Origin of the sequence: Methylobacillus arboreus (genome assembly GCF_020532725.1) — a bacterium.
GTDB classification, from domain to species: domain Bacteria; phylum Pseudomonadota; class Gammaproteobacteria; order Burkholderiales; family Methylophilaceae; genus Methylobacillus; species Methylobacillus arboreus.
In genome coordinates this window covers 140,599-154,409 of sequence record NZ_JAJAVC010000011.1, presented here as the reverse complement: position 1 = coordinate 154,409, position 13,811 = coordinate 140,599, and the positions used below count along the sequence as shown (strand labels likewise).

The window sequence follows — 13,811 nt, the reverse complement described above, 5'->3', positions numbered from 1 at the left end:
ACACCATGGCAACTGAAATCAAGGAAATCGAAGTTAGTGCAAAAGACTTACCCTTGCACTGCCCAACCAATGAGGTTGCATTGTGGTGTTCTCACCCGCGGGTTTTCCTCGATATTGCTGCCAATGGACATGCAGCCTGCCCTTACTGCGGCACCAAGTACAAATTGAAAGCTGGCGAAACCGTCAGCCATCACTAAACAATAAAGCCGGGGAAACCCGGCTTTATTGTTTAAATTCCCTCAATCTGTCCAGCCTCATCCAGAACAACCTCCACAACCACATCCTCCCCAACCAAGTGCTTTATCAACTGCTGCGCTTCTTTTTCAGGACTGTTGCTCCAGCATATTGTCGTCCCCTGCAAGCGATTTTCGCTTAACAATCCGTCCTCCTGAAGGCGATGCCTCAACTGCCTCGCAACAGCACTCCCGGTATCAATCAGTACAACTTCTTCGCCTGCGATCTCGGCAATCAGCGGTTTGACAAAAGGATAATGCGTGCAACCAAGCACAATGGTATCAGCGCCCGCTTCCATCAACGGGATAACATACTGCGCCACCAGCGCACGTGTTGCGCCAGCACTCAAGTCGCCACGCTCTATGCACTCCACCAAGCCTACGCAAGCCTGGGTCTCCACCTTAATATTTTTACCGTAATTTTCCAGCAAGGCTGCAAACTGGGCGCTTTGCAGGGTTCCGGTGGTTGCCAGAACGCCGACAACACCACTGCGGGTTGCCGCCGCTGCGGGTTTAACGGCTGGCTCCATACCGATGATGGGAATATGGAACTCTTGCCGCAAAGCGTGAATAGCCGCTGCAGTTGCGGTATTGCAGGCAACCACTATCGCCTTAGCTCCCTGTGCCAGCAGAAAATGGGTGATCTCGCGCGACCGGTCAATAATATACGCCTGCGATTTAGCGCCATACGGCGCATGCCGGGAGTCTGCAAAATAAAGTAGATTCTCATGCGGCAGCAGCCCACGGATATGCCGCAATACAGAGAGGCCACCGACACCGGAATCAAACACTCCAATGGCAGCAGACGCGGACTCTTTAGGCAAATGGGCAGATATGTTATGCACAGTGGACAAGATAAACGGAAACCGGAGCAGTTTACCCAAGCCCGCGCTTGTGAGCCAGTCTATGCTTTGGTTTAAAATGAAATGAATCACATTGAATTAAAAGGATTCAGCATGGGCCACCGTTTAAGCAAGATATACACGCGCACTGGCGACGATGGCACTACCGGCCTGGGCGATGGCAGCCGCGTTGAGAAAGACAGCGCACGCGTGGAAGCGCTAGGCTGCGTGGACGAGCTCAATGCATTGCTGGGCGTATTGCTCACAGAACCCATGTCGGAACAAATCTCGCAGTGCCTCACTGCAATACAGCATGACCTTTTCGACCTGGGCGGCGAACTTTCCATCCCCGGACACCAGCTTTTACAAGCTCACCGCGTTGAAGCATTGGAGCAAGTATTGGATGACCTCAATGCCACCCTCAGCCCTCTGCGCGAATTCATTCTGCCTGGCGGCACCCGCGCCGCCGCATTGTGCCATTTGGCCCGCACCGTATGCCGCCGCGCAGAGCGGGTTTTGATTGCATTGCATCGCCAACAAGCCACGCCACCCATTGCATTGCCTTACCTCAACCGCCTGTCTGATCTGCTATTTGTCATAGCTCGCCACCTCAACCATAGCTCAGGCGCTCCAGACGTGCTGTGGAATCATCAGAAGTGATTATTGCCGAGCATTAAATGCTGATATTCCCACACACTATATTAATAGAATAAATAAATATTTTTACTCTTCAATATTCATTGTTAAAGTTCACGCATCTTGTTTGATAGCGTTATAAAGAAACCCCAGATTATGTCGATACCATCCTCAGGTTTTACACTAGGTATTATCTTCGCGCTGGGAGTCTCTCGCCTCGTTCCTCCGGCTCAGCTGCAACATGACAGCAGTATCTCTTGTTGCCACCTCTAGCCAACCCCAACACCTACTGTATTACCAGCGGTTCAACATCAACACTTGTCAACAAGCAAGGCTTGCTTTCCAGTCAACTGGAAGGGACATTCGATCAGGGAGATCTATCTTGTTTAAAAAAACTGGAATCATCCAGCTATTGGTTGCTGGAGGCTTTGCACTCAGTACCGGCTTGATACATGCAGCCGAAGAGGCTACGAACGCTCCGCTTAGCGCAGAAGAACCTGACCAGCAGGAACGCATCAAAGCCCGCAAAGCAGAACTTGCTGCCGAAGCCGCCCTGGCAAAAAAGGCAGAAAAAGGCTATTGGGTTGCGCCTCGCTCTTACGGCACCACGAGGGAAGCCGAACCACCCCGGTTCACAAAGCCAATCAATCAGACCTGGCTCAAGGAATATACCGACATCGACTGGCTGGATGTAGGGGCGGATTACCGTTTCCGTTATGAAAGGCGTGAGAACGATTTCCGCCGCAACGTTAATGTCACCGACGAGCCATTCCTGCTGCGCTCCCGTATTTACCTTGCAGTGCGTAACAAGTTCGACCCATTCCGCTTTACGGTAGAACTTGAAGATGCCCGCCGCAACCACAGCCATTTCGAGCGCGACAATCGTGACGTCGACCTGGCAGAACCTATCCAGGCTTATGGCGAACTCTATTTTCAGGATTTCCTCGGCAAGGATGATCTGGGTAACGCCCGCCCCGTGAGCATCAAAGCTGGGCGCATGGCATTCGAACAGCTCGAGCGCCGCCTGATCGCCCGTAATGAATGGCGCAACACCACCAACACCTTCCAAGGTTTCCGCGCCACCATCGGCCAACACAAGAACGACTGGGAACTTGATCTGTTTGCCTTGCAGCCTATCGTGCGCTTTACCGAACAGCTCAATCAGCGCGACAGAGGCCAGTGGTTCTATGGCGCTGTGTTCGATTGGCGCAAATGGTCGGATATCGTCACGATTTCCCCATCCTACTTCTACCTCAAGCAGGATGGTGACCAGGTGAAATACAACGCCAATGGCGCCAGGGTCACCAATGCGAATGACCGGGAAATCCACACTGCAGGCCTGCGCGGCTATGGCGTGATCGGCAAGACTGGCTTTGACTACGACCTCAACTATTACAAACAGTGGGGCGAGGACGGCACGCGCGACCACAGGGCATATTCCTATATTGCCGAATTTGGCTACACTGTAGAACAACATCCATGGAAGCCCCGCTTCAGCGCCAATTATGGCGTAGCAACTGGCGACAAAGGATCAAGCACCGGCACCAGCGAACGTTTTGACCGCCTGTTCGGCTTTGCGCGTCCTTGGTCGAGCAATGATTACATCCAGATGGAAAATATCAATTCCACCAAGATCCGTGCCGAGTTCAGCCCATTCACCAGCGTGAACATCGACACCGGATATAGCTGGTACAAGCTGGATAGCGCCACTGACCGCTGGAATGCGGGTGCCAACCTGCGCGACCAAACCGGCAACAGTGGCCGTGACCTCGGCGAGGAGTGGGATATTCGCGTACGTTTCCCACTGCACAAACACGTAGCAGCCAATGTGGGCTATGCCTATTTCAAGGGTGGGGATTTTGTAAAGAACGTGTATGGAGACCGCAAGGACACCTCTAACTTCCTCTATGTGGAATTGACTGTCAGCGCATTCTAGTCTCTCGCAATCTGTACACCTCCATTTACACCGGGATAGCCAGAGGCTTTCCCGGTTTTTTCATCCCATTCAATATTCCAATAAACGATAAAAATATACAAACAAATTATTTTTAACTATTTAAAAATCTTGCTACAGTGCACTAATCGGATTGAAACTGCCAAAGGCACATGTATGTCACAAGAAACAAAAATAAAAACCAGCAACGAAGTGATCCAGGAAATTCTGCGTTCCATTGAGCTGCTGCGCTTCGGTTCTGTCGAAATCACGGTTCACGATGGCCGCGTTACCCAGATCGAGCGCCGGGAGAAAGTGCGCTTTAACCATGAAAACCAAAAAAACAAAACAACGCTGAACAGTGTTGCCAACCACTAAACAATTACCCAAATAAAGGATTTTGTTGCATGAAACACTTGTTCCCTGGCCTTTCCAGCCTGATCGTTGCCGCTGTATTGGCAACCCCCTTGTCCACCCTAGCTGCCGACATTACCCTGCTTAATGTTTCTTACGATCCCACCCGCGAACTTTATCAGGAGTACAACAGCGTATTCGCCAAGCAATGGCAAGCCAAGACTGGCGACAAGGTCACTATCAAGACATCTCATGGCGGTTCAGGCAAGCAGGCCCGTTCGGTCATTGACGGCCTGCAAGCGGATGTCGTTACCCTGGCACTTGCTTACGACGTGGATGCGCTCTACGAAAAAGGCAAGCTGATCAACAAGGACTGGATCAAGCGCCTACCAGACAACAGTTCGCCCTATACCTCCACCATCGTATTCCTTGTGCGCAAGGGCAACCCCAAGAACATCAAGGATTGGGATGATCTGGCCAAGCCTGGCATCAAAGTGATCACCCCCAACCCCAAGACTTCCGGCGGGGCACGCTGGAACTACCTGGCCGCATGGGCTTACGGCCAAAAGAAGTTCAACAACGACGAGACCAAGACCCGCGAGCTCATCGGCAAGATTCTCAAGAACGTGCCAGTGCTTGACTCTGGCGCTCGAGGCTCTACAACGACCTTTGTCGAACGCGGCATAGGCGATGTGCTGCTGGCATGGGAAAACGAAGCGTTCCTGGCGCAAAAGGAACTGGGACCCGACAAGTTCGAGATTGTGGCGCCATCCCTTTCCATCCTGGCCGAGCCTTCCGTTTCTGTCGTGGATAAGGTAGTAGACAAGCGCGGCACCCGCAAGGCAGCGGAAGCCTATCTCGAATATCTATACAGCGAAGCTGGCCAGGAAATTGCCGCGAAGAATTACTACCGCCCGCGCCTGGAATCCGTCGCAAAGAAATATGAGAAGACTTTCCCGAAACTGACCTTGGTCACTATTGATTCTGCGTTTGGCGGTTGGCAAAAGGCACAGAAATTACACTTTTCCGACGGCGGAACCTTTGACCAGATATACCAGCAATAAAACCCATCATTATTGATTAACAGGCAGCGCCAGGCACAATTTGGCGCCGCCAGCAGCTAAAGGAGACTCTCACCATGAGTACTGCGTTAATTGTCGGCGGCGACCAGATTGAAGGCATCAAGCAAGAGCTATCCAATTTTGGCATCACCCATATCAACCACTGGTCAGGCCGCAAGGTAGGCGATGGCAAGAAAGTCATCCCCCACGATACCGACCTGATCGTGTTGGTGACGGACTGGATCAGCCATACATTCACCCACAAGATCAAGCAAAGCGCAGCCAAGCGCGGCGTAAGGATTGTATATACCCCCAATGGCCCGACTGCCTTGCGAACGCGGTTAAGGCAGCTCAACCCCGACTATGTCGTGGAGGAGGAATGTAGCGAAGATGCCCAAAACCGCCAGCAGTGGCAAGGTCGCTCACTGAATTAACGCTTACTCAAGTATAGATGCAGCAAAAGGAGTTTTATCATGGCAATTCATGCAATCAATGTCCGTAACCAGTTCCGTGGCCGGATCAAGGAAATCGTGCTCGGCCCTGTGGTTTCCGAAATCGATGTAGAAACCCCAGTCGGCATCGTCACCTCCGTGATCACCACGCGCTCAGTCAATGAGCTGAACCTGCAAGTCGGCACCGAAGTGCTGGCCTTGATCAAGGCAACCGAGGTTTCCCTCGCCAAGGTGTAATCCATCATAAAAATATAAAGCCGGGATAAACATCCGGCTTTTGTTTTGCCCACATACACGCAAAAGGCCAGGAAATTTATTTCTGGCCTTTTGCGTTTGCTACTACTTCAGTCACTCAGCTAGCGCTTGGCAGACGCCAATTTAAGCAGCACGCCTTGCAAGATATCAACCTCAGCATAAGTGTTATAGAAAGCCAGGGATGGCCGTACTGTGGTTTCTACCCCGAAACGCCGCAAAATCGGCTGCGCGCAATGGTGGCCGGAACGAACGGCTATGCCTTCCTGATTCAATGCCGCACCAACCTCTTCGCTCTTGTAGCCATGCAGGTTGAATGACAGTACGCTGGCCTTGTTCTGCGCAGTGCCGATCAGGCGTAAGCCAGGCACCTTGTTGAGTGCGGCTGTCGCATAGACCAACAGCTCATGCTCGTAGCGCGCAATGTTTTCTATCCCCAGACGCTCCACATACTCAAGCGCTGCCCCCATGCCCACAGCATCGGCGATATTGCCGGTACCGGCCTCGAACCTGGCTGGAGCGCCGTGATACACGGTTTTCTCGAAGGTAACATCCTGGATCATATTGCCGCCGCCTTGCCAGGCTGGCATATCATCCAGTACTTCAGGCTTGCCGTACAAAGCGCCGATACCAGTCGGACCGAATATCTTGTGCCCAGAGAACACTAGGAAATCGCAATCCAGCGCCTGCACATCAGTACGCATGTGCGAGACGGATTGAGCTCCATCCAGCAGCACTTTTGCACCGGCGGCATGCGCCATTGCAATCATTTCATGTGCTGGCGTCACGGTACCCAGGGCATTGGATACTTGCGTGAAAGATACAAGCTTGGTGCGCGAAGTCAGCAGTTTCTGATATTCATCCAGCAAAACCTGCCCACTGTCGTCCACCGGCACTACCTTGAGCTTGGCCCCAGTTTCCTGGCAAAGCTGCTGCCAAGGCACGATATTGGCATGGTGCTCAAGATTGGTGACAATGATCTCGTCACCCTCGCCCAGGTGCTTCTTGCCCCAGCTTTTTGCCACAAGGTTGATCGCCTCTGTCGTTCCTCGCACGAATACGATATTTTCCACCGCAGGCGCATTGATGAAGCGACGTACTGTTTCACGCGCTCCTTCATAGGCATCGGTAGCGCGTGCCGCCAACTCGTGTGCGGCACGGTGGATATTCGAGTTCTCGTGCTGATAGAAATAGGACAGGCGATCGATCACCACTTGCGGTTTCTGCGTGGTTGCTGCGTTATCCAGCCAGATCAACGGCCTGCCATTCACGAGCTCACGCAGGATAGGAAAATCCTTGCGCACCAAGTTGGCATCAAACGGCGGATGGGCCGAAGTTGAAACCTCCGGCACTCCAGGCGTCTCAGCCAGGAAGTAATAAGGCGAGGCCTTGCTTCCCGCTGATTTTCCCGAGCCGGCAGCACTGCTGTTCGGCGATGTCAGCAAACTTTGTAAATCCACGGGATAGGGAATATCAGAACCGCCCAACAGGCTGCTGATATCAAGCCCGGGGAAGCGTGGCACAGCCCCTACCGCATCCACACGCTCCTGGCTGAATTCCGGCGGCAGATCCGATGGGGATATGCCGAAACTGGGCGCACTTACCGGCACGGTTTCCGCCCCCGGCACCACATTGGTCGCAGCAGGCAACCCGGCAGGCACTGCAGAAATCGCCGAAGGAGCTGGCGGCACCTGAGCACCGATAGTAGGACTGCCCGCAGCGTAAGGCGCTGCAGCATCGGTCAGCGAAGCTGCCGATGGAAAATCCTGTTGTGGACGAGGGAACCCTTCAGCGTAAATCTCGTTTGCAATACGGGTGAGTTCGTCTATATCCAAGTGGCCGCCTGCCTGCGCTTCCCGCCCTACTGCCAATGCCGCAGCCATACGAGGATGCTCGCCTGGCAACGCGCTAAGAATGGCTTCGGGCTCGAAGGAAGACAAATCGTTAAGGTTACTTGTAGTCATAGTAGTTGCCTACGTCTACATTCTCCAACACGGCAATCGCATCTTCGGTCAACACCGCCAGCGAACAATAAAGGGAAACCAGGTATGAAGCGATCGCCTTGTGGTTGATGCCCATGAAACGCACGGAAAGCCCCATGCTTTGCTGGCCTGGCAGATTCGGCTGGTAGAGGCCAACCACGCCTTGACGGCTTTCACCAGTACGCAGCAATAGAATGTTGGTCTTACCTTTGGTGACGCGCAGCTTGTCACATGGGATCAGCGGGATGCCACGCCAGGTAATGAATTGTGAGCCAAACAGGCTGACGGTTGGCGGTGGCACGCCACGACGTGTACATTCGCGGCCGAATGCTGCAATTGCTTGAGGGTGAGCCAGGAAGAACGCTGGCTCTTTCCAGACGCGGGAAATCAGCTCATCGAAATCATCCGGTGTTGGGGAGCCGGTACGGGACTTCACTTTTTGTCCGGCTGCAATATTATGCAGCAGGCCGTATTCCTTGTTATTGACCAGCTCGCTTTCCTGGCGCTCCTTGACGGTTTCTATGGTCAGGCGCAACTGTTCACGGATCTGGTTGTGCGGGCTGCTGTAGAGATCAGAAATCCGGGTATGCACGTCCACCACGGTATTGACGGCATTCAGCACATATTCGCGGCCCCACTCTTCATAATCGACAAATGTCGCGGGCAGCTCACGTTCATCCTTGTTGGAGCAATCCACTTCGACATGATGGTTGTCCTTTACCTTGTTGACGCGGTAGATACCGGCCTCGACTGGCACCCATTGCAAAAGGTGTACCAGCCAGCGCGGGGTGATGGCGCCCAGCATGGGCACGGTTTTGGTGGCATTGGCCAGCGTGCGGGCCGCAACATCGCCCAGTGCGGTATGGCCTTGATGGATATCAGACATGTAGCGCTCTCCTTTAAAAATCTACTAACTAAAAATATCGACTAACTAATAAGTTGCGGCTGCAAAGGCCGCTCTCCTTTATTGATGAGTCGCAGTACCGTTATGCTGGCCTGCGGGCGCGCCTTCCCTCATCTGCGCCTGGCTAATATTGCTGTTGGCCGGCACGCCATGCGTGAGCCAGACATTGCCGCCGATCACCGATCCGCGGCCAATCGTGATCCGGCCGAGTATCGTGGCACCTGCATAGATCACGACATCATCCTCTACGATGGGATGACGTGCATTGCCCTTGACCAGACTGCCATCGGCATCCACAGGGAAACGCTTGGCTCCCAGGGTTACCGCCTGGTAAAGCCTGACGCGGCGGCCAATAATGCAGGTTTCGCCAATCACGACACCGGTGCCGTGGTCGATAAAAAACCCCTCTCCGATATGCGCGCCGGGATGGATATCAATACCGGTCGCGGAATGGGCAATTTCGGTGATCATGCGGGCAATCAACGGTACGCCCAGTTGATGCAGCACATGGGCGATACGGTAATGGATAATGGCATTGATACCGGGATAGCACACCAATACCTCATCCACACTCCGGGCTGCAGGGTCCCCTTCATAGGCAGCCCGGATATCGCTGTCGAGCAATTGCCTGACGGCCGGCAACTGCGCCGCAAAGCCCCTTACCAGCGATGTTGCACGCGCTCGAACATCTTCCGCCTGCCCAGCAACTTCGCCTGCAAGGCTCAGCTCCAACCGGACTTGAACCACCAGTTCGCGCAATGCCACATCCAAGGTATGGCCGACAAAATAATCAATGCCTTCCTCACGCAGATCAGGCAAACCAAGCCGGTTGGGAAACAAGGCAGCCCCCAGTCCCTCCACTACTCCAGCCAGCGCCTTGCGGGCAGGCAACTTGGGGGGACGGTTAAGGCGATTACGGTGTTCAAGCGCTGTCAGCCTGACCTCACGTAGCTCATTTACGATCTGACTGATGCCCAGTTCATCACCAACCTCAGCATTTTTTTCACTTTGACTCATCAGGCGCTACCCAGAGTGGGATCCACAAAAACAAAAAAGCCAGTGTACCCTGAAGGACGCACTGACTTCCGGCTGTCCGGTCAGCTAAACGCTCACGATTCAACTTAAATATGGCATGAAACTTAAAACGCGCCATCGTTTACAATGTCTGCTGTCCATATTGAGGATGGTGCAACAAACTCTTGCATAATGGAAGATTATCACATATTCCAATTAATTCTATATTTATAATTAAAAATTATATAAGAAGGGGGAGAGTTTCAAAAGATGATTTAGGCTTAAATATATTCAACTATATTCTTTTACATTATTTTTGGAAAAACCTATAGTACAGTTCACTCTGTATCAATCCCTCTGAGGTCTAGATGCTAAAAAAAATACTGGCGATCAGCCTATTAGCCGCTACAGGGCTCGCACATGCTGACACCAGCTTGCTCAATGTATCTTATGACGTCACGCGAGAGTTCTATAAGGACTTCAATCCTGCTTTCAGCAAGTACTGGAAACAAAAAACCGGGGAAGCCGTCACCATCAACCAATCCCATGGCGGTTCCAGCAAACAGGCCCGCTCCGTTGCTGATGGCCTGCAAGCCGATATCATTTCCATGAACCAGAGCAATGATATTGATATCCTGTTCGAGCGCGGCAAGCTGATTCCCGCCGACTGGCAAAAACGCCTGCCTAACGCAAGCTCACCCACCACGTCCACCACCGTCTTTCTCGTCCGCAAGGGCAACCCCAAGCACATCAAGGACTGGGATGACTTGGTAAAACCGGGAGTAGGCGTCGTGATTCCCAACCCCAAAACCTCGGGAAACGGGCGGTATAGCTACCTCGCAGCCTGGGGCGCCGTGATCAAAAAGGGCGGCGATGAAGCCAAGGCCCGCGACTTTGTGGCTCGCCTGTTCAAGAATGTGCCTGTCCTGGATGCAGGAGGGCGCGGTGCCACCACCACCTTTGTACAACGCGGCATCGGGGATGTGTTGCTGACATTTGAAAATGAAGTATTCCTCATCAATAAAGAACTGGGCAATAGCAATTTTGATGTGGTCTACCCTTCTGCCAGCATACTCGCCGAAAACCCCATTGCCCTCGTCGACAAAGTCGTGGACAAGCGCAAGACACGCCAGGTAGCCCAGGCTTACCTTGAATTCCATTACTCACAAGAAGGCCAGGAAATCGCAGCGCGCCATTATCTGCGCCCGCGCTCTGCCGACGTATTGGCCGCACACAAGGCAAGCTTCAAGCCACTGGCGCTTTTCACTGTTGATGAGACATTTGGCGGGTGGCAAAAAGCACAACAAACCCATTTTGCCGATGGCGGGACTTTCGACCAGATTTACGCTAACAAATAAGCAACCGAACATGAGCAAAAAACAAACAGCTACCACATCAGCCGCCATTGAGCAGTTAAAGTCTCAATTGCGCGAGTCCTTATATCTGGACCTTGATGAATATGGCCTGGAAGAACAATCATCAGGAGAGTTCAACAGTACTTTCCTGGGGCTGCAGCTGAACAGCGCTTTCCAGCCCATCTATGATAGTGAGGCTGGGGACTTGTGCGGCCATGAGGCTTTTATCCGCCCATCGCTTGGAGGCCAGCAGGCAATCAGCCCTGAGTTCGCCTTCAGCTTTGCGGCACAAGTAGGCAAGCTGGTTAAGTTTGATCGTGTGGTACGCACGCTCCATGTGCTGAATTTCCGCCAGATTTATGCTGAAAATGGCCTGTTGTTCCTGAACGTCCATCCCAACCTGCTCATGAGCGTTAATGCGCATGGCAAAGTGTTCGAACGTATATTGCATTCCAATTCCGTACCGACCAATCGCGTGGTGATTGAGATACAGGAAAGTGTCGTCGAACATGAAAACCAGCTGGCAGATGCCATTGAGAACTACACCGAGCGCGGCTATCGCATCGCCATTGGCAACTTCGGCAACAAGCACTCGCATCTGGAGCGGCTATGGAAACTTTCGCCCGAATTTGTGAAGCTGGACATCAGCCTGATCAAGGAAGCCGAACGCAATGCGCGCGTGCGCAAAATATTGCCCCGACTGATCCAGCTTGTGCACGACATTGGCGCCCAGCCCGTGATTACGGGTATAGAGTCCCAAGCCGGCCTTGAGATCGCCATTGAATCAGGCAGCACCTTGCTGCAAGGGTACTTCCTCGGCAAACCGGTGACTGCAAAGGAATTGCAACCTACAGATGCCTTGAAGCCAACCTTGAGATTGAACAAGCGCGCAGCAGCATAATGTATGGGAAGAATAATATCCGGATATATCATTATAAAAACATATTATTTTTTCCAACGTAAAGCTTCTGCTACATTGCACCTGCCCAGCCAAACAAACAGAATTCACAAATATGGCCAAAAAACACAAACCGAATAATGTGCTCCCCGGATTCAATCTCTCACTGGGCTATACCCTGCTATATCTCAGCCTGATTGTATTGATTCCGCTGTCCGCGGCGTTTTTCAAGACGACTGAATTGAGCTTTGCCGAGTTCTGGCACACCGTCACCACGCCACGCGTTGTGGCCTCATACAAGCTGACATTCGGCGCATCCTTGTTTGCCGCAGTCATCAATGCGATCTTTGGCCTACTCACCGCCTGGGTGCTGACTCGCTATACTTTTCCAGGCAAAAAACTGGTGGATGCCCTGGTCGACCTGCCTTTTGCACTGCCAACCGCAGTGGCAGGCATCGCCCTGACTGCGGTCTATTCAACCAATGGCTGGATTGGCAGCCTGCTGGAACCCCTTGGGGTCAAGGTGGCATTCACCCCATTGGGCGTTGTAGTGGCCCTTACATTCATCGGCCTGCCTTTTGTAGTGCGTACGGTGCAACCCGTGCTTGAGGATCTTGAAGCCGAAACCGAGGAAGCCGCAGCCAGCCTGGGGGCCAATCGCTGGCAGACATTCAGCCGTGTCATCCTGCCTGCGCTCTGGCCCGCCCTGCTCACCGGCTTTGCCCTGGCATTTGCCCGCGCCATTGGCGAATATGGCTCTGTGATCTTCATTGCAGGCAATATGCCCATGGTGTCCGAAATCACGCCACTGATCATCATCACCAAGCTGGAGCAATATGATTACACCGGCGCTACCGCAGTAGCCGTCGTGATGCTGATCATCTCCTTCCTGCTATTGTTCGCCATCAATGGCCTGCAATGGTGGAGCAGCCGCCGCAACAGCGCATCGCGAGGAACATAACAATATGTCTGCAATCGTTTCCCAACTCGCCCATTACAATGCCAAGGTAGCCCGTAGCCGCGCGACTTCCGAGCCGACATGGGTACGCTGGACCTTGATTATCTCGGCCCTGCTGTTCCTCAGCCTGTTCCTGTTCATTCCGCTTGCCGCAGTGTTTACCGAAGCCTTGCGAAAAGGCTTTGAAACCTACATTGCAGCATTGGTGGAACCTGATGCGGTATCCGCCATCCAGCTCACGCTGATTGCTGCCGCCATTTCCCTGCCTCTCAATCTGGTATTCGGGATAGCTGCCGCCTGGGCAATTGCCAAATTTGAATTCAAAGGCAAAAGCATACTGATTACCCTGATTGACCTGCCTTTTGCCGTGTCCCCGGTCATTGCCGGTTTGATCTTTGTCCTGATTTTTGGGTTGCAGGGCTGGTTTGGCGAATGGCTGATCGACAATGACTTCAAGGTCATTTTTGCGATTCCGGGTATCGTGCTGGCCACAGTATTCGTGACTTTCCCGTTTATCGCACGCGAGCTGATCCCGCTCATGCAGGCCCAGGGCAAAGAAGAGGAAGAAGCCGGCCTGGTACTGGGTGCTTCCGGCTGGCAAATTCTCTGGCACATTACCCTGCCCAACATCAAATGGGGGCTGCTGTATGGCGTGATACTCACCAATGCGCGCGCCATGGGTGAATTCGGCGCAGTATCCGTGGTGTCCGGCCATATCCGTGGCCTCACCAATACCATGCCGCTACATGTGGAAATCCTCTATAACGAGTACAACTATGCTGCTGCTTTTGCAGTGGCATCGCTACTGGCGTTCCTGGCATTGGTTACACTGGGGCTCAAGTCCTATATTGAATGGCAAAGCGGGCGCACTGCCAGCGCAAACGAAAAAGCTTCTGACCAATAACGTATTTACAGCATACCTGTCACAAGGATGGCA

15 protein-coding genes are annotated in these 13,811 nt (G+C 52.9%); 11 read left to right on the top strand and 4 right to left on the bottom strand.

Going from position 1 to position 13,811, the window contains the following annotated elements:
- Positions 1-5: 5 nt before the first annotated feature.
- Complete coding sequence (locus tag LG198_RS11745; RefSeq protein ID WP_230343373.1) at positions 6-197, top strand: zinc-finger domain-containing protein; 192 nt, start codon at positions 6-8, stop codon at positions 195-197.
- Positions 198-229: 32 nt separating this feature from the next.
- Here the strand turns inward: LG198_RS11745 and murI are convergent, their stop codons facing one another.
- Positions 230-1,069 carry a glutamate racemase gene (gene murI / locus LG198_RS11740; protein ID WP_407659203.1) on the bottom strand — a complete coding sequence of 280 codons (840 nt, stop codon included), beginning with the start codon at positions 1,067-1,069 and terminating at the stop codon, positions 230-232.
- A gap of 120 nt (positions 1,070-1,189) precedes the next feature.
- Between murI and LG198_RS11735 the strand changes: the two genes are divergently transcribed.
- The 6 genes from LG198_RS11735 to LG198_RS11710 all read left to right on the top strand — a co-directional run bounded on the left by LG198_RS11735 (position 1,190) and on the right by LG198_RS11710 (position 5,748).
- Positions 1,190-1,735, top strand: coding sequence for a cob(I)yrinic acid a,c-diamide adenosyltransferase (locus LG198_RS11735; protein ID WP_230343372.1), 546 nt, complete (start codon positions 1,190-1,192; stop codon positions 1,733-1,735).
- A gap of 355 nt (positions 1,736-2,090) precedes the next feature.
- Positions 2,091-3,647, top strand: a complete 1,557-nt coding sequence (locus LG198_RS11730; protein ID WP_407659202.1) for an alginate export family protein — start codon at positions 2,091-2,093, stop codon at positions 3,645-3,647.
- Between the two features lie 174 nt (positions 3,648-3,821).
- Complete coding sequence (locus tag LG198_RS11725; RefSeq protein ID WP_230343370.1) at positions 3,822-4,022, top strand: YezD family protein; 201 nt, start codon at positions 3,822-3,824, stop codon at positions 4,020-4,022.
- 29 nt (positions 4,023-4,051) lie between these two features.
- A complete protein-coding gene (locus tag LG198_RS11720; protein WP_230343369.1) occupies positions 4,052-5,062 on the top strand; it encodes a sulfate ABC transporter substrate-binding protein in 1,011 nt (336 codons plus the stop codon).
- Between the two features lie 74 nt (positions 5,063-5,136).
- Entirely contained in the window at positions 5,137-5,493 is a 357-nt protein-coding gene (locus LG198_RS11715; protein ID WP_230343368.1) for a DUF2325 domain-containing protein, read from the top strand.
- A 39-nt stretch (positions 5,494-5,532) separates the two neighbouring features.
- Complete coding sequence (locus tag LG198_RS11710; RefSeq protein WP_230343367.1) at positions 5,533-5,748, top strand: TOBE domain-containing protein; 216 nt, start codon at positions 5,533-5,535, stop codon at positions 5,746-5,748.
- 119 nt (positions 5,749-5,867) lie between these two features.
- Here the strand turns inward: LG198_RS11710 and LG198_RS11705 are convergent, their stop codons facing one another.
- From LG198_RS11705 to epsC, 3 genes are all read right to left on the bottom strand, one after another.
- Positions 5,868-7,727, bottom strand: a complete 1,860-nt coding sequence (locus LG198_RS11705; RefSeq protein ID WP_230343366.1) for a family 2A encapsulin nanocompartment cargo protein cysteine desulfurase — start codon at positions 7,725-7,727, stop codon at positions 5,868-5,870.
- Complete coding sequence (locus LG198_RS11700; protein ID WP_230343365.1) at positions 7,714-8,631, bottom strand: family 2A encapsulin nanocompartment shell protein; 918 nt, start codon at positions 8,629-8,631, stop codon at positions 7,714-7,716. Before LG198_RS11700 ends, LG198_RS11705 begins: the two co-directional genes overlap by 14 nt.
- 78 nt (positions 8,632-8,709) lie before the next feature.
- Entirely contained in the window at positions 8,710-9,666 is a 957-nt protein-coding gene (gene epsC, locus LG198_RS11695) for a serine O-acetyltransferase EpsC (RefSeq protein WP_230343364.1), read from the bottom strand.
- 365 nt (positions 9,667-10,031) lie between these two features.
- On the opposite strand from epsC, the gene LG198_RS11690 reads away from it, so the two are divergent.
- The 4 genes from LG198_RS11690 to cysW all read left to right on the top strand — a co-directional run bounded on the left by LG198_RS11690 (position 10,032) and on the right by cysW (position 13,778).
- Positions 10,032-11,021 carry a sulfate ABC transporter substrate-binding protein gene (locus tag LG198_RS11690; RefSeq protein WP_230343363.1) on the top strand — a complete coding sequence of 330 codons (990 nt, stop codon included), beginning with the start codon at positions 10,032-10,034 and terminating at the stop codon, positions 11,019-11,021.
- 10 nt (positions 11,022-11,031) lie between these two features.
- The gene (locus tag LG198_RS11685) at positions 11,032-11,919 is read left to right on the top strand and encodes an EAL domain-containing protein (protein WP_230343362.1); all 888 of its coding nucleotides are present in this window, start codon (positions 11,032-11,034) and stop codon (positions 11,917-11,919) included.
- 112 nt (positions 11,920-12,031) lie between these two features.
- The gene (gene cysT / locus LG198_RS11680; RefSeq protein ID WP_230343361.1) at positions 12,032-12,877 is read left to right on the top strand and encodes a sulfate ABC transporter permease subunit CysT; all 846 of its coding nucleotides are present in this window, start codon (positions 12,032-12,034) and stop codon (positions 12,875-12,877) included.
- A 4-nt stretch (positions 12,878-12,881) separates the two neighbouring features.
- Positions 12,882-13,778, top strand: coding sequence for a sulfate ABC transporter permease subunit CysW (gene cysW / locus LG198_RS11675; protein ID WP_230343360.1), 897 nt, complete (start codon positions 12,882-12,884; stop codon positions 13,776-13,778).
- Positions 13,779-13,811 lie beyond the last annotated feature (33 nt).